Genomic DNA, 23142 nt, shown 5'->3' with positions numbered 1-23142 from the left:
CCCCATCAAGAGGAAAGTCAGTTACTGATCGCCAGGATGCTCGCCTGGTAAGAACCCACGAACACGTCGAAATCCCCCACCTCGTTCTGCTCCAGCTCGGTTTGCTGGACCAAGGACTGGCGAGCGGTTTCTTCGAACGCGACTTGCTCTTCGGTCGACAACGGTTCGGCGCGGAAGAACTCGGCGTGGGCCTTGCTCTGGCGCAGGGAGAACTGGGCGAAGCTTTCCCGGTGCTCGGCCATGGCGGCCAAGACCTGGGCGGACGGCGTCAGCGACGGGTCGCGGACTTTAGCCTGTTGCGCGTCGAGAGCCTGGCGATGGGCATCACCGCCTTGGCTCTGGTCAAGCAGGGCGGCCAGCGGAGCAATCTTTTCCAGCAGTTCCATGGCCCAGGCTTGCATGTCCACCGATTGGCCCTGGCGCTGCAGTTGCAGGCCTGGCTTGCGACCTTCCTTGACCACGGTCAGGAAGTTGCTCGTGGCGTTGCTGCATTCGTTGTTTTCCAGCTGCGGGCTGTCGTTGAGGCCGCAATACAACAGGAACGCATCGAGGAACCGCGACTCGCTGAGGTCGATGCCCATCGGCAGGAAAGGGTTGATGTCCAGGCAACGCACTTCGACGTACTGGATCCCACGGGCCATCAGCGCCTGGATCGGGCGCTCGCCGGTATACGTCACGCGCTTGGGGCGGATGTTGGAGTAGTACTCGTTTTCGATCTGCAGGATGTTGGTGTTGAGCTGTACCCATTCGCCGTTCTGGTGAGTGCCGATTTCGACATACGGCGCGTAAGGGGTTGCCACCGCTTTGCGCAGGCTGTCGGTGTAGCTTGCCAAGTCGTTGTAACAGGGGGTCAAGCCAGCCTGGGCGTTGCTCTGGTAACCCAGGTCGCTCATGCGCAGGCTGGTGGCGTACGGCAGGTACAAAGTGTCCGGATCCAGCTGTTGCAACTGATGCGGGCGCCCACGCAGGAAGCCGGCGTCCAAGGCCGGCGAGGCGCCGAACAGGTACATCAGCAGCCAGCTGTAGCGCCGGAAATTGCGGATCAGCGCGATGTAGGCCGACGACTGGAAATCGCGGTCGCTGACGTCACTGGCTTCGTCCTGCCGGAGCAGCGGCCAGAGCTTTTCCGGCAGGGAAAAGTTGTAATGAATGCCGGCGATGCATTGCATGGTCTTGCCGTAGCGCAGGGCCAAACCCTTGCGGTAGACATATTTGAGCCGGCCGATATTCGAGGTGCCGTAATACGCAATCGGAATGTCCTCTTCCGCCGGCAGCGGACACGGCATCGAAGGGCTCCACAGGTATTCATCACCGAGTTTGCTGTAGGCAAACCGGTGGATCTTGTCGAGGCTATGCAGGGTGTCGGCCGGGTTGGCCAGCGCCGGCGTGATGAACTCCAGCAGCGACTCGGAGTAGTCGGTGGTGATCTGTTCGTTGGTCAGCGCCGAACCCAGCGTCTCTGGATGCGGTGTCTGCGCCAGTTGGCCATTTTCCGTGACGCGCAGGCATTCACGCTCGATGCCATGCAGGCATTGTTCGAGCAGGGAGAGGTTGGCGCGCTCGCCGAGCAGGGCCAGGCGGCGGTTTAAAAGGTCGCTCAAGTTGAATTCCTTCACGCGTCAGTCGCCCCAATATGGGGGTGGGCAAGACGGTCTACAAGGGTGAAGTTAAAACTGGCGTAGTCGCCTGGTTTATATGCCAAAGGCTAGTCATCGCAACCCACAGGGGATTTCGCCGCTGCATTCATGGCGTCGAAATTAACCCAAATCGATGACACTGAGCTATAGGACAGCGAACGTGCCTTGCGCTTTTGCGACCAGCTTGTCGCCTTGCATCACCTCGGCCTCGACCACCAGCGTGCGCCGCCCCGGGTGGATGACCCGGGCAGTGCACATAACCTCGCCGTCGGACACGGCGCGAATGTAGTTGATCTTGCATTCGATGGTCGCGCTCTGCTGGTCAAAACCATGGACGCTGGAGCAGGCCAGCCCCATGGCGATGTCCACCAGGCTGAACAACGCTCCGCCGTGCAGTTTGCCACCACGATTGCGCAACGGCGGCTCAAGGGCCAGGGCGACTTGCGCCGCCCCGTCCCCAAGGCTGTGCAGGCGGCAGCCGAGCAGCTTGAAAAAGGCGCTTTCCACTAACCCGGCCGGCGCGTCCATCAGCGTTTCTTCAACTGCTTGGCGTTGGCGAACAGCGAGGCCATGGCGTTGTTGGCCGGAGCCGCCGTAGCGGTTTCCTTGCGCGGCGCGGTGTTCTGCGACTGACGCGGCGTCGAGCCAGGACGCGCACCGCGGGCACCGTCGACTTTCTCGCCCGGCGTGTCGCTCATGCGCATCGACAGGCCGACGCGTTTGCGCGGGATATCGACTTCCATGACCTTCACTTTCACCACATCGCCGGCCTTCACCGCTTCTCGCGGGTCCTTGATGAACTTCTCGGACAACGCCGAGATATGCACCAGACCGTCCTGATGCACGCCAATGTCAACGAACGCGCCAAAGTTGGTGACGTTGGTCACCACGCCCTCGAGGATCATGCCCGGTTGCAAGTCCTTGAGGTCTTCGACGCCGTCCTGGAACTCGGCGGTCTTGAATTCAGGACGCGGGTCGCGACCCGGTTTTTCCAGTTCCTGCAGGATGTCGGTGACGGTCGGCAGGCCGAAGGTTTCGTCGGTGAATTTCTTCGGGTCCAGGCGCTTGAGGAACGCGGCGTCGCCGATCAGCGAGCGGATGTCGCGGTCGGTCTGGGCGGCGATGCGTTGCACCAGCGGGTAGGCTTCCGGGTGGACCGCCGAGGAGTCGAGCGGGTTATCGCCGTTCATGACACGCAGGAAGCCTGCGGCTTGTTCGAAGGTTTTCTCACCCAGGCGCGGCACTTTTTTCAGCGCGGCGCGGGTCTTGAACGCGCCGTGTTCGTCGCGGTGGGTGACGATGTTCTGCGCCAGCGTGGCGTTCAGGCCCGAAATGCGCGCCAACAGCGCCACCGAAGCGGTGTTCACGTCCACGCCCACGGCGTTCACGCAATCCTCCACTACCGCGTCCAGGCCGCGAGCCAGTTTCAGTTGGGAAACGTCGTGCTGGTACTGGCCGACCCCGATGGATTTGGGGTCGATCTTCACCAGCTCCGCCAGTGGATCCTGCAGGCGACGGGCGATGGACACCGCGCCACGGATCGACACGTCCAGGTCGGGGAACTCCTTGGACGCCAGTTCCGACGCCGAATAAACCGACGCGCCGGCCTCGGAGACCATGACCTTGGTCATTTTCATGGCCGGGTATTTCTTGATCAGCTCGGCGGCCAGTTTGTCGGTCTCGCGGCTGGCGGTGCCGTTGCCGATGGCGATCAGGTCCACCGAATGCTTGGCGCACAGGGCGGCGAGCACGGCGAGGGTCTGGTCCCACTTGTTGTGCGGCACGTGCGGATAGACCGTGGCGTGGTCCAGCAGCTTGCCGGTGGAGTCCACCACGGCCACCTTGCAGCCGGTGCGCAGACCCGGGTCCAGGCCCAGGGTAGCGCGTGGGCCGGCCGGTGCGGCCAGCAGCAGGTCGTGCAGGTTGTGGGCGAATACGTTGATCGCCTCGGTTTCGGCGTTTTCGCGCAATTCGCCAAGCAGGTCGGTTTCCAGATGGGCGTAGAGCTTGACCTTCCAGGTCCAGCGCACCACTTCGGCCAGCCATTTGTCGGCTGCGCGGTTCTGGTTCTGGATGCGGAACTGCTGGCCGATCATGCCTTCGCACGGGTGCATGGTGCCGGGCAATTCTTCACCGACCTTCAGCGCGGAACTGAGGATACCTTCGTTGCGTCCACGGAAAATCGCCAGGGCACGGTGCGACGGCATGCTTTTGAGCGGTTCATCGTGTTCGAAGTAGTCGCGGAACTTCGCGCCTTCCTCTTCCTTGCCAACAATGACGCGGGCGCTGAGGATGGCTTCCTGTTTGAGGAAGTTGCGCAGTTTTTCCAATAGGTTGGCGTCTTCGGCGAAGCGCTCCATAAGGATGTACTTGGCGCCTTCCAGCGCGGCCTTTACGTCTGCCACGCCTTTTTCGGCATCGACGAAACGCGCGGCTTCGGTTTCCGGGGCCAGGGTCGGGTCGTTGAACAGGCCATCGGCGAGCTCGCCGAGGCCGGCTTCCAGGGCAATCTGGCCCTTGGTGCGGCGTTTCTGCTTATAAGGCAGGTACAAGTCTTCGAGGCGGGTCTTGGTGTCGGCCAGCGTGATGTCGCGCTCAAGCTGCGGGGTCAGCTTGCCCTGTTCCTGGATGCTGGCCAGGATGCTGATGCGCCGTTCGTCGAGTTCTCGCAGGTAGCGCAGGCGCTCTTCCAGATGACGCAGTTGGATGTCATCGAGGCTGCCTGTCACTTCTTTCCGGTAACGGGAGATGAAAGGTACCGTGGAGCCTTCATCGAGTAGCGCGACGGCCGCTTCGACCTGTTGTGGGCGTACGCCGAGTTCCTCGGCGATGCGGCTGTTGATGCTGTCCATAAAACCACCTGACAAATTGTGAAATCAGGCTCGCCGCCACACAAGCCGGGCTCGACGAGACTGGTTGAGCGGCCTGGGGTGCGCCGCTGCCTGGGTCAAGAGGCTGCCAATTGACCCGCTAAATTCAAAAAGTGCTGCCTGGCCAGAGGAGAAACCGCCGCACCGGTGTAACGATCCGGCACGTGCTGGCGCCAAAGGCCGCGCATTATAACCAGCGTTCCGCTGTTCGGGGGCGTCGTGAAACGTGCGCTTGATAGGAGGATCGCTGGAGATAGAGGAAAAATCTGCTAACAATGCACACGGTGCGTATAACGGCAGCTAAGCCATAATGCGCGCCAAGATCAAAGGAGCTTCCTATGAGCAGCACTGCACAAACTGCTGAAGGCGAAAAAATTCTGATTGTTGATGACGATCCAGGGCTCAGCAGCCTGTTGGAACGCTTTTTCGTCAGCAAGGGCTACCGCGCCCGCACCGTACCGAACACCGAGCAAATGGATCGGCTGCTGGCCCGTGAGGTTTTCAACCTCGTGGTCCTTGACCTGATGCTGCCCGGCGAAGACGGCTTGACAGCCTGCCGTCGCCTGCGCGGTGCCAACAACCAGATCCCGATCATCATGCTCACCGCCAAGGGCGACGAACTGAGTCGTATCAAAGGGCTGGAGTTGGGCGCCGACGATTACCTGGCCAAGCCTTTCAACCCGGATGAACTGATGGCTCGGGTCAAGGCGGTCTTGCGTCGCCAGTCGGCTCCGGTGCCAGGCGCGCCGGGCAGCGAAGACGAAAGCGTGACCTTCGGCGACTACGAGCTGTCGTTGGCCACTCGCGAGCTCAAGCGTGGCAACGAGATCCACATGCTCACCACCGGCGAATTCGCGGTGCTCAAGGCCTTGGTGATGAATGCGCGCCAGCCGCTGACCCGCGACAAGTTGATGAACCTGGCCCGCGGCCGGGAGTGGGATGCGTTGGAGCGCTCCATCGACGTGCAGATTTCCCGTCTGCGCCGAATGATCGAGCCCGACCCGTCCAAGCCGCGTTATATCCAGACTGTCTGGGGCGTAGGCTACGTGTTCGTGCCGGATGGCGCCGCCAGCAAGTGATCAGCGATTTGTAGGAGCGGGTGGCCTGGCTGGATATTTTCCAGGCGACTCGCGATCCGTCATTGTGCGAGCATCGCTCGCTCCTGCAAGTATGTAGCGGTTATTTCATGAAAACCCCCGTGTGGTTCCCCCAGAGTTTCTTCTCTCGCACCCTCTGGCTGGTGCTGATCGTCGTGCTTTTTTCCAAGGCGCTGACGTTGGTTTATCTATTGATGAACGAGGACGTGCTGGTGGATCGCCAATACAGTCACGGCGTTGCCTTGACCTTGCGCGCCTACTGGGCGGCCGACGAAACCAATCGAGCGAAGATCGCAGAAGCGGCAACGTTGATCCGGGTCGTCGGTGCCGGCGTGCCGGAAGGGGAGCAGCACTGGCCGTACAGCGAGATCTATCAACGCCAGATGCAGGACGAACTGGGCGCCGATACCGAAGTGCGACTGCGCATGCACTCACCGCCGGCCTTGTGGGTCCGTGCCCCGAGCCTGGGGGACGGTTGGCTGAAAGTGCCGCTGTACCCTCATCCATTGCGCGGCCAGAAAATCTGGAACGTGCTTGGCTGGTTCCTCGCAATCGGCCTGTTATCAACTGCTTCGGCGTGGATCTTCGTCAGCCAGCTCAACCAGCCGTTGAAGCGCCTGGTCTACGCCGCCCGTCAACTGGGCCAGGGTCGAAGCGTACGGTTGCCGGTCAGCGATACGCCCAGCGAGATGACCGAGGTCTACCGCGCCTTCAACCAGATGGCGGAGGATGTCGAACAGGCAGGGCGCGAGCGCGAGCTGATGCTCGCCGGTGTTTCCCACGACTTGCGCACGCCCTTGACCCGGTTACGGCTGTCACTGGAGCTGATGGGCGAGCATACCGACCTGACCGATGAAATGGTCCGCGATATCGAAGACATGGATGCGATTCTCGACCAATTCCTGGCGTTTATTCGCGACGGTCGCGATGAGTCGGTGGAGGAAGTGGACCTCAGTGATTTGGTACGGGAGGTGGCCGCGCCCTATAACCAGAACGAGGAAAAAGTCCACTTGCGCCTGGAACCGATCCAGCCGTTCCCGCTACGCCGCGTGTCGATGAAACGGTTGCTGAACAACCTGATTGGCAACGCCCTGAATCACGCCGGTACGGGTGTGGAAGTCGCTGCTTATGTTTCTGGCGACACCAGCGCGCCTTACGTGGTGCTGAGCGTCATGGATCGAGGCGCCGGCATTGATCCGTCCGAATTGGAAGCCATTTTCAATCCGTTCACCCGCGGCGACCGCGCCCGGGGAGGGAAGGGTACCGGCCTGGGCCTGGCTATCGTAAAGCGCATTGCTTCGATGCATGGCGGCAACGTGGAGTTGCGCAACCGCGTCGGCGGCGGGCTGGAGGCTCGGGTGCGCTTGCCGTTGGGGTTGATGTTGCCCAGGGATGCGGTATAGAGGCAGCTACGGGTTATAAGCTGCAAGCTGCAAGTTAAAGCGGTTCAGCTTGCAGCTTGTAGCTTGCGGCTCATAGCTGCTTCTTTAACCTTTCCCTTTGGTCCGGGTCATGTTCGGCCCGCCATTCTTTTCCAAATGCTCGATGATGATCCCCGCCACGTTCTTGCTGGTGGTGGTCTCGATCCCTTCCAGCCCCGGCGAGGAATTGACCTCCATCACCAGCGGCCCATGATTGGAACGCAGGATGTCCACGCCCGCCACGGCCAGGCCCATGACTTTTGCTGCGCGCAGGGCGGTCATGCGTTCTTCCGGGGTAATCTTGATCAGGCTCGCGCTGCCGCCGCGATGCAGGTTGGAGCGAAACTCGCCTGGCTTGGCCTGGCGTTTCATCGAGGCGATGACCTTGTCACCGACCACGAAGCAGCGAATGTCCGCGCCACCGGCTTCCTTGATGTATTCCTGGACCATGATGTTCTGCTTGAGGCCCATGAACGCCTCGATCACCGATTCCGCCGCCGTCGCGGTCTCACAGAGGACCACGCCGATGCCCTGTGTGCCCTCCAACACCTTGATAACCAGCGGCGCGCCGTTGACCATCGCGATCAGGTCAGGAATGTCGTCGGGAGAGTGGGCAAAGCCGGTCACGGGCAAACCGATACCGCGCCGAGACAGCAATTGCAGAGAGCGCAGCTTGTCTCGGGAGCGGGCAATCGCGACGGACTCATTGAGGGGAAACACGCCCATCATTTCGAACTGGCGCAATACCGCGCAACCATAGAACGTCACGGATGCGCCGATGCGTGGAATCACCGCATCGAAGCCTTCCAGCGGTTTGCCGCGATAATGGATCTGCGGCTTGTGGCTGGCAATGTTCATGTAGGCGCGCAGGGTATCGATCACCACCATTTCATGGCCACGTTCGGTCCCGGCCTCAACCAGGCGACGAGTGGAATACAGACGCGGATTTCGCGACAGCACAGCGATCTTCATGCAACACCTGTGGCAGAGGTAGTGGACGCCGGGAACGCCGGCTTGTCTTGAACGTATTTGATGCCTGGATTGACCACCAACTGGCCGTCGATCAAGGCCTTGGAACCCAGCAACAGGCGATATCGCATGGATTTGCGGCAGGCCAGGGTGAACTCGACCCGCCAGAACCGATCGCCCAGCGCCAACGTGGTGCTGATCACGTAGCGGACCTGGGCGTGGCCGTTGGAACTCTTGATGGTCTTGCGGGCCACCAGTGGCGCTTCGCAGCGACGATGGCGCAACTGCACCACCGTCCCGAGGTGCGCGGTGAAACGCACCCATTTTTCACCGTCGCGCTCGAAGGGCTCGATATCGGTGGCGTGCAGGCTGGAAGTGCTGGCGCCAGTGTCGATTTTCGCCCGCAAGCCAGCGACTCCCAGATCTGGGAGCGCCACCCATTCGCGCAGACCGACGACGGTCAGATGGTCAAAAGTCTTCAATAAAAACAACCTGCAATCGGCACATCGGCTCGTGGACCCGCGAATCGCGGTATTCACGCAGAATAATCACAAAATGGCGACAGTTATCTACACACATGTTTGCGCTTGTAACCGATACCGACCCCGGCCAAGCGCGTGGGCGGTTCGGCGGGCATTCTATCTGTCTGATCGGATTCGTGCGCCCGACAAAAACGGTAGTACAGTTCTGGCTATTGGTTGAAAAGAGGAATGGCAGTGGCACAAAAAAACGAAGAGGACGACAAGGTTCGTCTCGATAAATGGCTGTGGGCGGCGCGATTCTATAAGACCCGTGCACTGGCCAAGGCGGCCATCGAAAGCGGTAAGGTTCATCATCGGGGCGAGCGTTGCAAGCCTGGCAAAGAGCCACGCATCGGTGATGAATTTGTCATCCGTACCGGGTTCGATGAGAAGACCGTGGTGGTCGAGGCCCTGTCGATCGTACGTCGCGGCGCGCCGGAAGCGCAGGCGCTGTATCGGGAAACCGAAGCCAGTATCGCCAAGCGTGAAGCCGCGGCAGCGCAACGCAAGGCCGGCGCCTTGGGTGTAAGTACCGATGGCAAACCGAGCAAGAAACAGCGTCGGGACTTGTTCAAGTTTCATGGCAGTAATAGCGATTAAACCCGGCTTTGAGGCCCCTGTGGCGAGGGAGCTTGCTCCCGCTCGGTTGCGCAGCGACCGTAAGATTTTGGGGCCGCTGCGCAGCCCAGCGGGAGCAAGCTCCCTCGCCACAACAGCACTGCAAATGTGGATGGGCAGTCCTTCCCGTCAGGCAAACCCAAGCCTTGCTTGGAACCCACCCCGAATGCCCATAAAATGACCGCCATCACTTGTCATCACTTCAGATACCAGACCTTATGACTGATCTACCGGACACCGACTACACCCAGCGTTTCATTTTCGACGACAGCGACGCCCGTGGCGAGCTGGTCGCGTTGGAGCGTAGCTATGCCGAAGTCCTCGCCAAGCACCCCTATCCGGAGCCGGTCGCGCAAATGCTCGGCGAACTGATGGCGGCGGCGGCGTTGCTGGTGGGTACCTTGAAGTTCGATGGCTTGCTGATTCTCCAGGCCCGTTCCGAAGGCCCGGTGCCGCTGTTGATGATCGAATGCTCCAGCGAGCGCCAGATTCGTGGCCTGGCCCGTTATCACGCCGAGCAGATCGCCCCCGACGCGACGCTGGCCGACATGATGCCCAACGGCGTGCTGGCCCTGACGGTCGACCCGACCCAAGGCCAGCGCTACCAAGGCATCGTCGACCTCGACGGGGCGACGTTGGCCGAGTGTTTCACCAACTATTTCGTCATGTCCCAACAGACCAACACCCGTTTCTGGCTCTACGCCGACGGCCGGCGCGCCCGTGGTCTGCTGCTGCAGCAACTGCCCGCCGACCGCATCCGGGATCCGGAAGATCGCGATGCCAGCTGGCAGCACGTTACCGCTCTGGCCAGCACCTTGAGCGCCGATGAATTGCTGGGCCTGGACAACGAAACCATCCTCCATCGCCTCTACCACGAAGAGCAGGTACGCCTGTTCGACGGTCAGCCGTTGCGCTTCGAATGCAGTTGCTCTCGTGAACGTTCCGCTAATGCGCTGGTCAGTCTGGGTCTGGAAGATGCGCAGCAACTGGTGATCGAGCATGGCGGGGCCATCGAAGTCGATTGCCAGTTTTGCAATGAGCGCTACCTGTTCGACGCGGCGGACATTACGCAATTGTTCGCTGGGGCGGGTGTCGACACACCGTCAGATACTCGTCACTAAAACGGTTCAGCGCAGGTAAATCTCCTAGCAAACGCCGGTTTTACGCCGTACTGACCGGAGGGCCCTACTTTTTTTGGGCTTTTCTGGCATAATCCGGCCCACTTTTTTCGGGTAGTAGTGCGCGACTTCCTACTACAAAACGTTTGGAGCACTCGGCCACGGGCCGACGGGGAATCTCATGACGCAAGCCAATAACGCCGTGTATACCGATCTGAGTGTCGATGATCTGGTCAAAGAAGCCCTGAATCGCGGTGAAGGCGAGCTTGCCGATACTGGCGCACTGGTTGTTCGTACCGGTCATCGTACCGGTCGTTCGCCGGTTGACCGTTTCATCGTGGAAGAGCCGACCACCCAGGACGCCATTGCCTGGGGCCCGATCAACCGCAAGTTCCCGGCCGACAAGTTCGATGCCCTGTGGAACCGTGTCGAAGCTTACCTGGGTGAGCGCGAGCGTTTTGTCTCCCACGTGCATGTAGGGTCCGATCCTGCGCACTACCTGCCGGTCAAGATGACCACCGAGACGGCCTGGCACAACCTGTTCGGCCGTTGCCTGTTCATCAACCCCGAGCAGTACAACGCCGGCGGCAAGGACGAGTGGCAGATCCTCAACGCACCGGACTTCGTCTGCGAGCCTGAGCGTGACGGCACCAATTCCGATGGCACCGTGATCATCAATTTCGCGGCCAAGAAAGTGCTGATCGCCGGCATGCGCTACGCCGGTGAAATGAAGAAAGCCCTGTTCTCCGTGCAAAACTTCCTGCTGCCCGCTGTTGACGTGCTGCCAATGCACTGCGCCGCGAACATGGGCGAAGACGGCGACGTGACCCTGTTCTTCGGCCTGTCCGGCACCGGCAAGACCACCCTGTCGGCAGACGAAAGCCGTTACCTGATCGGCGATGACGAACACGGCTGGGGCGTGGGTGTGGTCTTCAACATCGAAGGCGGCTGCTATGCAAAGTGCATCGACTTGTCCGAGAAGAACGAGCCGGTCATCTGGAAAGCCATCCAGCACGGCGCCGTCCTGGAAAACGTGGTCCTGGACCCGGTCACCAAGAAAGCCGACTACGCCGACGACAGCCTGACCCAGAACAGCCGCGCTGCCTACCCGCGTGAGCTGATCGAAAAACGCGCACCGAAAAACCTCGGCGGCGAGCCAAATGCCGTGATCTTCCTGACCTGCGACCTGACCGGCGTATTGCCACCGGTGTCGATCCTCAGCGAAGAGCAAGCCGCCTACCACTTCCTGTCCGGCTACACCGCACTGGTGGGTTCGACCGAAATGGGTTCGGGCAGCGGCATCAAGTCGACTTTCTCCACCTGCTTCGGCGCGCCATTCTTCCCGCGTCCAGCCGGTGAATACGCTGAGCTGCTGATCAAGCGCATCCGTGGTTTCGGCTCCAAGGTCTACCTGGTCAACACCGGTTGGACCGGCGGCGGCTACGGCGTCGGCAAGCGTTTCAACATCCCGACCACCCGTGCGGTGATCGCGGCGATCCAGAGCGGCGCGCTGATCGGTGCTGAAACCGAACACCTGGACATCATCAACCTGGACGTGCCGCTGGCTGTTCCAGGCGTCGAGACTGGCTTGTTGAACCCACGCAACACCTGGGCCGACAAATCCGCCTATGACGAAGCGGCCAAGGCATTGGCCGGTCTGTTCATCGAGAACTTCAAGAAGTTCGAAGTGAGCGACGCGATCAAGGCGGCGGGTCCGCAGTTGTAAGATTTGCTTCGAAAATGAGAAAGCCGCCCTTCAGGGCGGCTTTTTTTTGGGCGGCTATTTTTTCATTCCCTGCATATCCCATCGTTGCGCCTGGATTGCTCTGAAAATAAAGAAAGCTCTTACGACGGTCTCGGAACCGTCCGGCAAGCGCTCCTTGAGGCGCGCGGTAAGGTTTGCCGCGCCTTTTAAGGTAACGGCAAGGTCCAAGGATGACGAGAGCTAAAAAAGACGTTCCACAGGTCTGGGAATATCAGGGCGGCGACTGGCGCTACAAGGTGGCGCGGGACATGACCTTTGACGAGTTGGCGAAGAGGGACGCCGATCAGAAGTCCCTCGAGGATATGCTCGCCAGGCAAGAGGCCTACATGAGCGAGCGTCTGGCTCGGACACGGGAAAAAGAACCCGTGGTCATGAGGGGTTGTGTATTCGCCAAGTCCTGCGAACTGCCTGCCGCGATCATCAACTACCACAATCTTACCGGCTACATCCCGACGGAAATGCTGAGCGCTTATGGCGCGTTCACATTGTTAGGTGGTCGTGAGGTTAACGAGTCAGGCTGCGCACCGTTGAAGACAATCAGCGGAGCGTTACCGGCGAGTATCGGCACGTTGGCGCTGGGCGGGACGGCGCTGGCCTCGCTGGGTGCTGGCGCGGCGGTCACTGCACCCGTGGTGGCGGGCGCGCTGGTGGGGCTGGTAGGGCTGCTGATGCCCTCGAATCTGGCTGACGGTTCGCTATACACCGAAGAGCAACTGCGCTCCCTTGAACAGGCGCGCACTCGGGTTCGGCTACATGTCGAGGCCCAGGCCGACGGGACGCTTAAAGGGTATGGCTACAACACCCAGTCAAGGCGTGACTGGGAGATGATCCCGGTGGTGACGTTCCAGACTCGTGGCGAGCAGCAAGTGGCTGACTTTGGCGATGGGGTCGAGTTGATCTGGACGCCGGCAGTGGATCCCGCTTCCACGTTAGGCATCCCGGCGCTGGAGGCTGCACCACAGGCACCGCGCATCTGGATATTCCCGCCGACGCCCATGGCGGACAGCATCATTGTCAACCCGATTTATCCGCCGGAGTTCAAGGATTTCATTCTTGTGTTTCCGTTGGGGTCGGGGGTTTCGCCGTTATATATCGTGTACGGCGTTGCTGACCACAAATATCACCCGACTCCGAAAGGCGTACTTCCTGCTTTTCCTGACCTTGTTCGCGGTCGGGCTAAAACTCCCGTACAAGGAGGTGGAGGGTTACGTCCACGTTGGCACGACCGCAAAGGAAATATTTATGAATGGGACCGTCAGCATGGCGCCCTTGAAAAGTACAATCCACGTGGCAAACATTTAGGCGAGTTTAATCACATCACGGGCGAACAGACCAAAAAAGCGATTAAGACAAGGGAGGTTGAACCATGAGCTTTGCTGTATTGGGATTTTATCCAGGCAAGGAAGAATTGGTATTTGAGCAGAGCATCAACCTGTCAGTAGAGGACTTGGCCCCCGTGATGGACTGGACCAATAACGTCGAACATATCGGCGCTGATTTCAGGCTTTCTACGAAACAAATTCTTGAAATCGAGCGCTTGGCGTCGCTGGCTTTACCCGAAGATCTTGATCTGTACCTAACATCATGCGAATAACCTTCAATGGCACACGTTAACGAGCGAAAGGAGCTAAGACGAAAGGTCAGTTCGCCCGGATTTGTATCGCCTTATGGTCAAGCCAGAGGCAACCAGGCTGTATCATCCGGTATTGTTTTTTGACCTGACCTTTTCTCGACTCGCTGCGCTGCCCGGCTAGGCTTTGGGCATCACAGCAGTCAAAGGAGCGACCGCTTATGCACAGCACCCTGGAACAGGTTTTCGGTTATCCACAGTTTCGTCCCGGTCAGGAAGCCGCCATCGGTGCGATCCTTGCCGGTCGGTCGGCAGCGGCGATTTTCCCCACCGGCTCGGGCAAGTCCCTGTGCTATCAGTTGCCGGCCTTGTTGTTGCCACATCTGACGGTGGTGGTCTCGCCGCTGTTGGCGCTGATGCAGGATCAACTGGCGTTCCTGCAGCGTCACGGCATCGCGGCGGCCAGTATCGATTCGGCCCAGAGTCGTGATGAAGCCAACGACGCGATGGCGCGAGTGCGCTCGGGTGAGTTGAAGGTCCTGATGGTTTCTGTGGAGCGACTGAAGAACGAGCGCTTTCGCAATTTCCTGCAGCAGGTGCCGATTTCACTGCTGGTGATCGACGAGGCGCATTGCATCTCCGAATGGGGGCACAACTTCCGCCCGGACTATCTCAAGCTTCCCGATTACCAGCATCAGTTCAATATTCCCCAGGTACTGCTGCTAACGGCCACCGCGACCCCGAAGGTCATCGCCGACATGCAGGCGAAGTTCTCCATCGCCGCCGCCGATGTGGTGACGACAGGTTTCTACCGTCCCAACCTCAACTTGCTGGTCGAACCCGTGCGTGGCGTGGACAAGCGTCAGCGGCTGGTGCAGTGGCTGGGCGAGCGGGCCGGGCAGGCGAGCATCGTCTACGTCACCTTGCAGCGCACCGCCGAGCAGATCGCCGAGCACCTCAGTCATCACGGCATCGAGGCCGAGGCCTATCACGCCGGGCTGCCTCATGAGCAGCGCGAAGCCATCCAACGGCGTTTCATGGGCGGACAGTCCAATTGCATCGTCGCGACTATCGCGTTCGGCATGGGCATCGACAAAAGCGATATTCGCAACGTGGTGCATTTCGACCTGCCCAAATCCATCGAGAACTACAGCCAGGAAATCGGTCGGGCGGGGCGGGACGGACAGCCGTCCGATTGCCTGGTGTTGGCCAACCGGGACAGCCTCAACATCCTGGAAAACTTCGTGTACGGCGATACCCCTGAACTGGCAGGCATTCGCTGCGTGCTCGACGAGCTGAAAGCCGCTGCCGGCGACGGGCAATGGGAGTTCTTGCTCGGGCCGTTGGCGGACAAGAGCAACATCCGGCAACTGCCGCTCAAGACGCTGCTGGTCCAGCTCGAACTGCGGCGGCTGATCGCGCCGCGCTATGCCTATTACGCTGAGTATCGCTTCAAATTCCTCACCGAGCCGCAGCTCCTGCTGGAACGTTTCGAAGGTGAGCGAAAGGATTTCGTCGCGGCCATCATCCAGACCTCCAGCCGCGCACGGACCTGGGCAACGGTGAATTTCGATGGGATGTACCAGCAATATCGCGCCGAGCGTAGTCGTGTGGTAAAGGCGCTGGATTTTTTTCACGAGAAGGGCTGGATCGAGCTGGAAAGCAAGCAGATGACCGAGGTCTACAACGTCCTGGAAGCGAACTTCGACTCTCAGGATTTAAGCCTCGAGCTGCATGCTGATTTCACCCGGCATGAGGAAGCTGAAATTGCCCGGGTTCACGCCATGCTCGAGCTGTTTGCCACGGACCGCTGCCTTGGTTATCGATTGGCGCAGTATTTTGGCGATGAAAATGCGCCGTCGCAGTGTGGGCACTGTTCGGTGTGTCACGGGCATGTCGCTTGTCTGCCGGAACCACCACCGCTGCCGGCGCTTGTGGATAAAAACTTCGATGACTTGTGTGGCGATTTTATCCACAAGCATGAGCAAGTCATCGGCAGTTTACCGACCGCCGAGCGGCTGACCCGCTTCCTGTGCGGAATCAGCGTACCGCTGTTCACCAAACTGAAGGCGCGAACGATCCGTGGATATGCCGCATTGGAGGAGTATCCCTACGCGCAGGTGCGTCATCGGAGCCAGGCTCACTTGTAAGCTGCATCCATCTGCTGAATGCCCTTCATCACACGAATAAATTTCAAAAATAGTGAGTGGCTGACTATGGTGATGGCTGTCTTTGGATCGCCAACAAGAGAGCAAACATGAGCCAGACATCCTTCGATATCCAGCGCGCCGCCGTGGTCGGTGCAGGCACCATGGGGCGCGGCATTGTGATGTGCCTGGCCAATGCCGGCGTTGCGGTGCAGTGGGTCGATAACAATCCGCAGATGCTCGTACAAGCGCTGGCTGCGGTGGCCGACACCTATGCTCATAACGTACGCCAAGGCCGTATCGACCAGGGCGAAGCCGACGCCCGGACCGCCCGGATCACGCGAGCGGACAACTATACGGCGATCCGCAACGTGGACCTGGTCATCGAGGCGGTCTACGAGAACCTGCCGCTCAAGCAGAAGATCTTTCGCGAGTTGGACGGCTTGCTCAAGCCTGAAGCTATTCTGGCGAGCAACACCTCGGCGCTCGACATCGATGCGATTGCCGCCGCCACACGCAGGCCGACCCAGGTGCTGGGCCTGCATTTCTTCAGCCCGGCGCACATCATGAAACTGCTTGAGATCGTTCGTGGCGCGCAAACTTCCAGGGCGGTGCTGGACGCCGCGCTGGCGTTGGGCAAACGCATGGGCAAAGTGAGTGTTGTATCGGGCAATTGCCATGGGTTCATCGGCAACCGCATGCTCCGCCCGTATGTGCTTGAGGCGCGCAAGATGCTGCTGGAGGGAGCTTTCCCCTATCAGGTCGATGCGGCGCTACAAGGCTTTGGCTTCGCCATGGGGCCGTTTCGCATGTACGACGTGGTCGGGATCGATCTGGAGTGGCGCGCCCGCGAGCTGGCGGGGCAGGGACAGGATGCGCCCGAGGTGCAAGTGGACAATCGCCTGTGCGAGTTGGGCCGGTTCGGCCAGAAAAGTGGCAACGGGTATTACCATTACGAACCGGGTAGCCGGCATGCTGAGCATGATGTCGAGGTCGACGCGCTGGTACAGCGGGTCAGCGAAGAGCTGCGCTTTCAGCGGCGCGAAATAGGCCCTGAGGAAATTCTCGAGCGCTGCTTGCTGGCGCTGGTCAACGAAGGCGCGAAGATTCTCCAGGAGGGCATTGCCGAGTCTTCCCACGACATCGACCTGGTCTACCTCAACGGCTACGGTTTTCCGGCAGACAAGGGAGGCCCAATGGCTTGGGCCGACCAGCAAGGGCTTAGGGACATCCACGCGCGCTTGCTGGAGCTCGAGACAAAGCAGGGCGACCAATGGAAGCCTGCTCGCTTGATCGGCGAACTGGCGACGCAAGGCAAGGGCTTCTCCCAGCGGTAGCCCTGGGTCCGGCACCCAGCCCCAAAACTGATAACCCTAAGGACACGTGATGCCCCAACGCAGCGAGTATCTGCACTTCCAGCCCGTGACCACCCGCTGGCACGACAACGACGTGTACGGCCATATCAACAATGTCACTTACTACAGCTTTTTCGATACGGCGGTGAATACCTATCTGGTCGAGACCGGCAGCTTGGATATTCATGAGGGAGACGTGGTGGGTTTCGTCGTGAGTTCGGCGTGCGATTACTTTGCGTCAATCGCTTTCCCAGATCGGATTGAAATTGGCCTGCGCGTCGGAAAACTGGGCAACAGCTCCGTGCAATACGAGCTTGCGGTGTTCAAGGTGGGAGAGGATGAAGCCTGTGCGGCGGGGCGCTTCGTGCATGTATTCGTGGACCGGGCATCTAACCGGCCCGTGGCGATCCCGGATCGGCTACGCCGGGCTTTGGAACCCTTGGTGGCCTGAAACGAAAATCGCAGCCTCCGGACGTTCTCTGACGAGAGCGGCCGAAGGCTGCGATCTTTTTAACGATCTGGATTAAACCAACCGTCAGTCATCGTGATAGCGATGTTTGTGCTTGTGCTTGCGATGCCCATAGGCATGGCCACGGCCCGGGTGGCCATCACGGTAGTAGCGACGATCACCACGACGACCTTCATAACGATCATCATCGTCGTCCTTGCCCATGTAGTTACCCAGCGCGCCACCGGCGCCACCGCCCGCTGCGGCACCGATCAGGCTACCTGTGCTGCCGCCCACGCTACGGCCGACCACGTTACCGCCGGCTGCGCCCAGCGCGCCGCCGATTGCCGCTTCGCCGCGGCTACGTTTGTCTGCGCCGACTGCGCTACCGCCCGCGCCGCCCAGGGCCGCGCCGATAGTGGAACCGGTGTTGCCGCCCAGGGACTGGCCGACGACCGAACCCAAAACCCCGCCCAATGCGCCGCCTACACCTGCTTCGGCGGTACCGCCGGCAGATGCGACGCCACTGATCAGGCCAAGGGACAACAAGAGAATGGAGGAGAACTTCATAGAGGAGCCTCAAAGGGATGACGGCGCGATCCTGAGGCTGGCTTCGCTTGGTTACAATCGAAATCCGACGAGTAACACGACTTGTGCACAATTGGCTAAGTTATTGTTTTCAGTATGGAACTTAAGGTGTTTTTGCCGGTCTTTAGCTACTTCGGACAGGCCGTTTTCTTTAGGAAACGGCCTTTTTTGTGGGCGTTTGAAAAATACGAACGTGGCGAGGAAGCAAGCCCCCTCGCACAAGATCATGTCAGGCTGACTTGGCCATGATCAACCCGCTCTCACTCGCTGCTTCCAGGCGGATCGCCACGAACTTCGAGGTTGGGGTGTGGCTGCCGTCGCCGGTGCTTTCCAACGGCACCAAGGGATTCACTTCGGGATAATAGGCAGCGGCTTGTCCGGCCGGGATGTCGAAGGCCAGCAACGTGAAGCCCTTGACGCGCCGCTCACGCCCATCCTCCCAGAGCGAGATGATGTCTGCTTTCTGCCCCGGCTTGAAGCCCAGGCGGATGATGTCCGCTTCGTTGACGAACAGCACATCACGTTGGCCCTTTACGCCGCGATAACGGTCATCGAGTCCATAGATGGTCGTGTTGTACTGATCGTGCGAGCGCATGGATTGCAGGATCAGGTCCGGCACTTTGCCCGTGGCGTGGGTGCGCTCATGAATCAGATCGGTCGGCAACCGGTTAGGCTTGAAATTGGCGCGGCCCGATGCGGTATTCCAGCGACGGGCGCCAGCGCTGTTGCCCAGATAAAAGCCGCCAGGGTTCTTGAGTTTTTCGTTGAAGTCCTTGAAGCCGGGAATGGTCTCGGCGATCAAGTCGCGAACACGGCTGTAATCGGCCACGAGCCAGTTCCAATCCACCGGACGGCTGCCCAGCGTGGCAGCGGCGATACCGGCAACGATCCACGGCTCGGAGCGCATCTGGTTCGACAGCGGCTGCAATTGACCATTCGAGGCGTGGACCATGCTGAAGGAGTCTTCCACGGTCACCGCTTGCGGGCCTTCTGCTTGCACGTCGATGTCGGTACGGCCCAGGCACGGCAGGATCAGTGCTTCTTTCCCATGGGCCAGGTGGCTGCGGTTGAGCTTGGTGCTGATCTGGACGGTCAGGTCGCAGTTGCCCAAAGCTTTGAAGGTCCGATGGCTGTCTGGCGTAGCCTGGGCGAAGTTGCCGCCCAGAGCGATAAACACTTTTGCCCGGCCCTCGGCCATGGCGTGGATCGACTCGACCACGTTGTGGCCGTTTTCACGCGGCACCTTGAACTGGAAGCGCCGCTCCAGCGCGTCGAGGAATGCAACGGGCGGGCGCTCGTTGATGCCCATGGTCCGGTCGCCCTGCACGTTACTATGGCCACGCACTGGGCAGAGTCCCGCGCCTGGCTTGCCGATGTTGCCGCGCAGCATCATCAGGTTGGCGATTTCCTGGATGGTTGCCACCGAATGGCGGTGTTGGGTGATGCCCATCGCCCAGCACATGATCACATTGCTGGCCTTGGCGTACATACGGGCTGCCTGCTCAATTTCGGCCAGGGTCAGGCCGGATTGCTCGACGATCTGCTCCCACGAGGTGTCATCGACCACCGCCAGGTATTCCAGCGTGTTGGCGCTGTGCTCATTGAGAAATGCATGATCGAACACCGCGGGGGCGCCGTTGTTCTGGGCTTCACGTTCCCATTGCAGCAAGAATTTTGCCATGCCCCGCAGTATTGCCATATCGCCACCCAAGGCCGGACGGAAATAGGCAGTGTTGGTCGGTTTGTCGCCGTTGGTGAGCATTTCCAGCGGATGTTGCGGATGCTGGAAGCGCTCCAGGCCACGCTCCTTGAGCGGGTTGATACACACCACCTGCGCACCGCGCTTCACTGCTTCGCGCAGCGGTTCAAGCATCCGCGGGTGGTTGGTGCCGGGGTTCTGGCCCCAGACGAAAATCGCATCGGCGTGCTCGAAATCGTCAAAAGTGACCGTGCCTTTGCCCACGCCGACGCTTTGGGACAGTGCCACGCCGCTGGCTTCATGGCACATGTTCGAGCAGTCTGGGAAATTGTTGGTGCCATAGGCGCGCACGAACAGCTGGTACAAATAGGCCGCTTCATTGCTGGCCCGGCCCGAGGTATAAAACTCGGCCTGGTTCGGGCTGGACAGTCCTTGCAGGTGTTTGCCGATCAAGGCAAATGCCGCCTCCCAACTGATGGGCTTGTAGCGGTCGGTTTCGGCGTCGTAGCTCATCGGCTCGGTCAGGCGGCCTTGGTACTCAAGCCAGTAGTCGCTCTGCTCCAGCAACGAGGTCACGCTGTGCTTGGCAAAGAACGCACCGTCGACGCGACGCTTGGTCGCCTCCCAGTTCACGGCCTTGGCGCCGTTCTCACAGAACTTGACCATGCCACTTTCCGGCGAGTCGCCCCAGGCGCAGCCCGGGCAGTCGAACCCGCCGTTCTGGTTGGTCTTGAGCATCATGCGAATATTCTTCAGTGCGTTATCGCTGGTCAGCCAGGCCTGGGCAACGCTGATCAGCGCCCCCCAACCACCGGCCGGGCCCTTGTAAGGCTTGTAGCGCGGTGTGGGTTTCTGGTCGGCTTGTTGATGATTGCTCACGCTTGTTTCTCCATCGCAGGGCTGTAGACCCGCGGCGCACTTTTTTGCGGCAGGTGGATGAGGTTGAGGTTGTGTTGGCGAGCCCACTGCACGGCGAGGCCGGTGGGCGACGACAGGCTGACCAGTGTCTGGACGCCCGCGCGTAATACTTTTTGAATCAGTTCGAGGCTGCAACGGCTGGTGACAATCGCCAGACCGCCGGCCACCGGGATCTGTTGTCGGACCAAGGCCCCGATCAGTTTGTCGAGGGCGTTGTGCCGGCCAATGTCTTCACGGCCCAGCAGCAACTCACCTCGGGCGTTCATGAACAATGCTGCGTGTACCGCGCCGCAATGCTGCCCCAAGGGCTGGAACTGGCTGATGCGCTGTCGCAGGCCATCGAGCCATTGCGCCGGTGGCAGCGATGCGCCGGGCAGCTTCTTGAGGTCGGGCAGCGCCTGCTCCACGGCTTCGACGCCGCATAATCCGCAGCCGCTGGTGCCGGCCAGTTGGCGGCGTTGCTGCTTGAGGTTCCAGAACGCGCGATTGGCGATGGTTACCTGGGCATAGTGCGCGGAACCTGCACCGCTCAGTTGCAGGTCATAGATATCAGCCGGGTCTTCGATGATGCCGCTGCCGAGGCTGAAACCGACGATAAAGTCTTCAAGATCAGTGGGCGTGACCAACATCACCGCTTGGCTGATGCCGTTATAGGCGATCGCCAACGCCACTTCCTCGGCCAGCGCGGTGCTGTCCGATTGAGAGTGGTCCAGGTTGCAGTAGCGATAGCTCTGGCTGGCGGCTGGCGTGGAGGGTTCCACAGCAGGCACTGGACAGACCGGAGGCTTGTCGTTCATGGGCATCACTGAAAGTGAGAATAGTGCTAAGACTAAATGCGGCAATCTGCAACGTCTAATTGCTATTACTGATCTTCCAATAGATGACGTCGATCAAGAGATGGTCGTTGATTTCTGGTAGAGGGCGAAACAAGCCTCGGCCAAGGCCGAACGTGGAGCGCCGCGCCGCATGATCAGCCCCAGCGGGACCAGGGTCTGGGCGCTTTCGATAGGCTGGATCCGCAGGTCTTCGGTGAGGACGTTCAGTCCGCTCTCCAACGGCACCACGGCGCAGCACAGTCCACCATGCACAGCTTGTAACAATTGATGCACCGCGTCGGTTTGCAGCAGCGGTTGGGGGGCTAGGCCTCGACTGTGGAAACTGTGGTCGATGGATTGGCGGAAATGCATGCCGCTGGTAAGCATGCCCAGGGGCAGCTCCACCAGCGCTTCCCAAGTCAGCGGCTCTTCACCAAAAAAGAAAAAGCGTTGGTCATACAGCAGGCCCATGCGGGTATGGGCAAAGGGCAGGGCTTCGAAACGATCGTTGTCCAGGCGTTCCAGGTAGGAAATACCCAAGTCGATGCGGTTGTTCGCCAGCTGTTCGAGGATGCGTTCGGAACTCAAGGACGATAATTCGAAACGCAGGCTGGGGTGGTCGGTGTGCAGGCGCTGCATCATCGCCAGCGGGTCGAAGTCCGACAGTGGCACCACGCCCAGGCGCAGCGTACCCACCAGGTTGCCACGGCACGCCGCCGCTTCGGCCTGCAGCCCGTCATAAGCCGCCAACACCGTGCGTGCCCAGGCCAGCACCCGCTCCCCCGGTGCGGTGAAGCCCTCGAAGCGCTGGCCGCGGTTGACCAGCGGCAGGCCGAGCTCTTCTTCCAGGCTGCGCAGGCGCATCGACAAGGTGGGTTGGGTGATGTGGCAACGAGCGGCGGCTTGGCCGAAGTGGCGGGTTTCTTCGAGCGCGATGAGAAATTTCAGCTGCTTGATGTCCATCTTCGCTCCTGGGCGCGGGAAGATTCTGATTCTAGCGCCTTGGGCGTGGTGAGGTCATTGGTCGGTTGGAGAATGGGCTCGGTTGGCTTGGTCTAGTCTTATCCGTCTGGACATTTAAACCCAAGGAGCGTGCGCCATGAGTATTTTTAGCTTTGTGAAGGAAGCGGGAGAAAAGCTTATCGACCTGCTGACTCCCGGCAATGCCAATGCCAGCGAGCAGTTGAAGGAACACATCAGCAAGGTCGGGCTGGGCAATCCGAATGTGCAAGCGACGATAGACGGCGACAAAGTCACCCTGACCGGTGAAGTCGGAAGCCAGGAGGAGAAAGAAAAGATCCTGTTAGCCGCGGGCAACATCGCCGGTGTCGGCAGCGTGGATGACCAGATCACCGTGACTGGGCCGGTGGCAAAGGCCGCGCGTTTCGTGACGGTGAAAAAAGGTGACACGCTCAGCGCCATATCCAAGGCCGAGTATGGTGACGCGAACCAGTACAACAAGATTTTCGAAGCCAACAAACCGATGTTGTCGCATCCAGACAAGATCTACCCCGGGCAGTCACTGCGTATCCCTGAGTAACCCGTACCTCCGTGGCGAGGGAGTAAGTCCCTCGCCAAAGGCTTGC

General features: G+C 60.1%; 20 protein-coding genes. 11 read left to right on the top strand and 9 right to left on the bottom strand.

Annotated features, from left to right (window positions below):
- Positions 1 to 17 precede the first annotated feature (17 nt).
- The 3 genes from gshA to J3P82_RS24600 form a co-directional block, all read right to left on the bottom strand.
- The gene (gene gshA / locus J3P82_RS24610) at positions 18 to 1601 is read right to left on the bottom strand and encodes a glutamate--cysteine ligase (RefSeq protein WP_434559296.1); all 1584 of its coding nucleotides are present in this window, start codon (positions 1599 to 1601) and stop codon (positions 18 to 20) included.
- A gap of 180 nt (positions 1602 to 1781) precedes the next feature.
- Positions 1782 to 2165 carry a PaaI family thioesterase gene (locus J3P82_RS24605; RefSeq protein WP_434559294.1) on the bottom strand — a complete coding sequence of 128 codons (384 nt, stop codon included), beginning with the start codon at positions 2163 to 2165 and terminating at the stop codon, positions 1782 to 1784.
- Positions 2165 to 4489 carry a Tex family protein gene (locus J3P82_RS24600; RefSeq protein WP_434559292.1) on the bottom strand — a complete coding sequence of 775 codons (2325 nt, stop codon included), beginning with the start codon at positions 4487 to 4489 and terminating at the stop codon, positions 2165 to 2167. Before J3P82_RS24600 ends, J3P82_RS24605 begins: the two co-directional genes overlap by 1 nt.
- A gap of 356 nt (positions 4490 to 4845) precedes the next feature.
- Here J3P82_RS24600 and ompR point away from each other — a divergent pair, with 356 nt between their 5' ends.
- Both ompR and J3P82_RS24590 read left to right on the top strand, forming a co-directional pair.
- The gene (gene ompR / locus J3P82_RS24595; protein WP_003186825.1) at positions 4846 to 5586 is read left to right on the top strand and encodes an osmolarity response regulator transcription factor OmpR; all 741 of its coding nucleotides are present in this window, start codon (positions 4846 to 4848) and stop codon (positions 5584 to 5586) included.
- A 107-nt stretch (positions 5587 to 5693) separates the two neighbouring features.
- Positions 5694 to 7007 (top strand): ATP-binding protein, encoded by a 1314-nt coding sequence (locus J3P82_RS24590; protein WP_434559290.1) that lies wholly within the window; start codon positions 5694 to 5696, stop codon positions 7005 to 7007.
- A gap of 84 nt (positions 7008 to 7091) precedes the next feature.
- Here J3P82_RS24590 and rimK read toward each other — a convergent pair whose 3' ends face one another.
- Together rimK and J3P82_RS24580 are read right to left on the bottom strand one after the other, a co-directional pair.
- Positions 7092 to 7997: a 30S ribosomal protein S6--L-glutamate ligase gene (gene rimK / locus J3P82_RS24585; RefSeq protein ID WP_003196697.1), complete on the bottom strand. Its 906-nt coding sequence runs from the start codon at positions 7995 to 7997 to the stop codon at positions 7092 to 7094.
- Positions 7994 to 8416, bottom strand: a complete 423-nt coding sequence (locus J3P82_RS24580; RefSeq protein WP_238340396.1) for an ATP-dependent zinc protease family protein — start codon at positions 8414 to 8416, stop codon at positions 7994 to 7996. The genes rimK and J3P82_RS24580 overlap by 4 nt, the downstream gene beginning before the upstream one ends.
- Before the next feature lie 294 nt (positions 8417 to 8710).
- On the opposite strand from J3P82_RS24580, the gene J3P82_RS24575 reads away from it, so the two are divergent.
- From J3P82_RS24575 to J3P82_RS24540, 8 genes are all read left to right on the top strand, one after another.
- Positions 8711 to 9115, top strand: a complete 405-nt coding sequence (locus tag J3P82_RS24575) for a S4 domain-containing protein (protein WP_186639054.1) — start codon at positions 8711 to 8713, stop codon at positions 9113 to 9115.
- A 236-nt stretch (positions 9116 to 9351) separates the two neighbouring features.
- Positions 9352 to 10254, top strand: coding sequence for an Hsp33 family molecular chaperone HslO (hslO, locus tag J3P82_RS24570; protein WP_434559288.1), 903 nt, complete (start codon positions 9352 to 9354; stop codon positions 10252 to 10254).
- A gap of 178 nt (positions 10255 to 10432) precedes the next feature.
- A complete protein-coding gene (locus tag J3P82_RS24565) occupies positions 10433 to 11977 on the top strand; it encodes a phosphoenolpyruvate carboxykinase (protein ID WP_434559286.1) in 1545 nt (514 codons plus the stop codon).
- 209 nt (positions 11978 to 12186) lie between these two features.
- Complete coding sequence (locus tag J3P82_RS24560) at positions 12187 to 13386, top strand: colicin E3/pyocin S6 family cytotoxin (protein WP_434559284.1); 1200 nt, start codon at positions 12187 to 12189, stop codon at positions 13384 to 13386.
- A complete protein-coding gene (locus J3P82_RS24555) occupies positions 13383 to 13610 on the top strand; it encodes a pyocin S6 family toxin immunity protein (protein ID WP_434559282.1) in 228 nt (75 codons plus the stop codon). The genes J3P82_RS24560 and J3P82_RS24555 overlap by 4 nt, the downstream gene beginning before the upstream one ends.
- 197 nt (positions 13611 to 13807) lie before the next feature.
- Positions 13808 to 15736 (top strand): RecQ family ATP-dependent DNA helicase, encoded by a 1929-nt coding sequence (locus J3P82_RS24550; protein WP_434559280.1) that lies wholly within the window; start codon positions 13808 to 13810, stop codon positions 15734 to 15736.
- 107 nt (positions 15737 to 15843) lie between these two features.
- The gene (locus J3P82_RS24545) at positions 15844 to 17070 is read left to right on the top strand and encodes a 3-hydroxyacyl-CoA dehydrogenase NAD-binding domain-containing protein (RefSeq protein ID WP_434559278.1); all 1227 of its coding nucleotides are present in this window, start codon (positions 15844 to 15846) and stop codon (positions 17068 to 17070) included.
- Between the two features lie 49 nt (positions 17071 to 17119).
- The gene (locus J3P82_RS24540) at positions 17120 to 17539 is read left to right on the top strand and encodes an acyl-CoA thioesterase (RefSeq protein ID WP_434559276.1); all 420 of its coding nucleotides are present in this window, start codon (positions 17120 to 17122) and stop codon (positions 17537 to 17539) included.
- 84 nt (positions 17540 to 17623) lie between these two features.
- Here the strand turns inward: J3P82_RS24540 and J3P82_RS24535 are convergent, their stop codons facing one another.
- From J3P82_RS24535 to J3P82_RS24520, 4 genes are all read right to left on the bottom strand, one after another.
- The gene (locus tag J3P82_RS24535; RefSeq protein WP_305497521.1) at positions 17624 to 18106 is read right to left on the bottom strand and encodes a glycine zipper domain-containing protein; all 483 of its coding nucleotides are present in this window, start codon (positions 18104 to 18106) and stop codon (positions 17624 to 17626) included.
- A gap of 247 nt (positions 18107 to 18353) precedes the next feature.
- The gene (locus J3P82_RS24530; RefSeq protein ID WP_434559274.1) at positions 18354 to 20702 is read right to left on the bottom strand and encodes an FdhF/YdeP family oxidoreductase; all 2349 of its coding nucleotides are present in this window, start codon (positions 20700 to 20702) and stop codon (positions 18354 to 18356) included.
- Positions 20699 to 21538: a formate dehydrogenase accessory sulfurtransferase FdhD gene (gene fdhD, locus J3P82_RS24525; RefSeq protein WP_434559272.1), complete on the bottom strand. Its 840-nt coding sequence runs from the start codon at positions 21536 to 21538 to the stop codon at positions 20699 to 20701. The genes J3P82_RS24530 and fdhD overlap by 4 nt, the downstream gene beginning before the upstream one ends.
- 93 nt (positions 21539 to 21631) lie before the next feature.
- A complete protein-coding gene (locus tag J3P82_RS24520; RefSeq protein WP_434559270.1) occupies positions 21632 to 22519 on the bottom strand; it encodes a LysR family transcriptional regulator in 888 nt (295 codons plus the stop codon).
- Positions 22520 to 22655: 136 nt separating this feature from the next.
- Between J3P82_RS24520 and lysM the strand changes: the two genes are divergently transcribed.
- On the top strand, positions 22656 to 23096 hold the full coding sequence (gene lysM / locus J3P82_RS24515) for a peptidoglycan-binding protein LysM (RefSeq protein ID WP_186612607.1): 441 nt from the start codon (positions 22656 to 22658) through the stop codon (positions 23094 to 23096).
- The last annotated feature ends 46 nt before the right edge of the window (positions 23097 to 23142 follow it).

The sequence above is a fragment of the Pseudomonas sp. Z4-20 genome (genome assembly GCF_051131955.1).
GTDB classification, from domain to species: Bacteria; Pseudomonadota; Gammaproteobacteria; order Pseudomonadales; family Pseudomonadaceae; genus Aquipseudomonas; species Aquipseudomonas marvdashtae.
This window is presented reverse-complemented; position numbering and strand designations above follow the sequence as displayed.

Excerpts from the sequence above, each read along its gene's own strand:
- J3P82_RS24605 (WP_434559294.1), bottom strand. The coding sequence starts at position 2,165 with ATGGACGCGCCGGCCGGGTTAGTGGAAAGCGCCTTTTTCAAGCTGCTC.
- J3P82_RS24600 (WP_434559292.1), bottom strand. The coding sequence starts at position 4,489 with ATGGACAGCATCAACAGCCGCATCGCCGAGGAACTCGGCGTACGCCCA.
- ompR (WP_003186825.1), top strand. The coding sequence starts at position 4,846 with ATGAGCAGCACTGCACAAACTGCTGAAGGCGAAAAAATTCTGATTGTT.
- J3P82_RS24590 (WP_434559290.1), top strand. The coding sequence starts at position 5,694 with ATGAAAACCCCCGTGTGGTTCCCCCAGAGTTTCTTCTCTCGCACCCTC.
- rimK (WP_003196697.1), bottom strand. The coding sequence starts at position 7,997 with ATGAAGATCGCTGTGCTGTCGCGAAATCCGCGTCTGTATTCCACTCGT.
- hslO (WP_434559288.1), top strand. The coding sequence starts at position 9,352 with ATGACTGATCTACCGGACACCGACTACACCCAGCGTTTCATTTTCGAC.
- J3P82_RS24565 (WP_434559286.1), top strand. The coding sequence starts at position 10,433 with ATGACGCAAGCCAATAACGCCGTGTATACCGATCTGAGTGTCGATGAT.
- J3P82_RS24560 (WP_434559284.1), top strand. The coding sequence starts at position 12,187 with ATGACGAGAGCTAAAAAAGACGTTCCACAGGTCTGGGAATATCAGGGC.
- J3P82_RS24555 (WP_434559282.1), top strand. The coding sequence starts at position 13,383 with ATGAGCTTTGCTGTATTGGGATTTTATCCAGGCAAGGAAGAATTGGTA.
- J3P82_RS24550 (WP_434559280.1), top strand. The coding sequence starts at position 13,808 with ATGCACAGCACCCTGGAACAGGTTTTCGGTTATCCACAGTTTCGTCCC.
- J3P82_RS24545 (WP_434559278.1), top strand. The coding sequence starts at position 15,844 with ATGAGCCAGACATCCTTCGATATCCAGCGCGCCGCCGTGGTCGGTGCA.
- J3P82_RS24540 (WP_434559276.1), top strand. The coding sequence starts at position 17,120 with ATGCCCCAACGCAGCGAGTATCTGCACTTCCAGCCCGTGACCACCCGC.
- J3P82_RS24535 (WP_305497521.1), bottom strand. The coding sequence starts at position 18,106 with ATGAAGTTCTCCTCCATTCTCTTGTTGTCCCTTGGCCTGATCAGTGGC.
- fdhD (WP_434559272.1), bottom strand. The coding sequence starts at position 21,538 with ATGAACGACAAGCCTCCGGTCTGTCCAGTGCCTGCTGTGGAACCCTCC.
- J3P82_RS24520 (WP_434559270.1), bottom strand. The coding sequence starts at position 22,519 with ATGGACATCAAGCAGCTGAAATTTCTCATCGCGCTCGAAGAAACCCGC.
- lysM (WP_186612607.1), top strand. The coding sequence starts at position 22,656 with ATGAGTATTTTTAGCTTTGTGAAGGAAGCGGGAGAAAAGCTTATCGAC.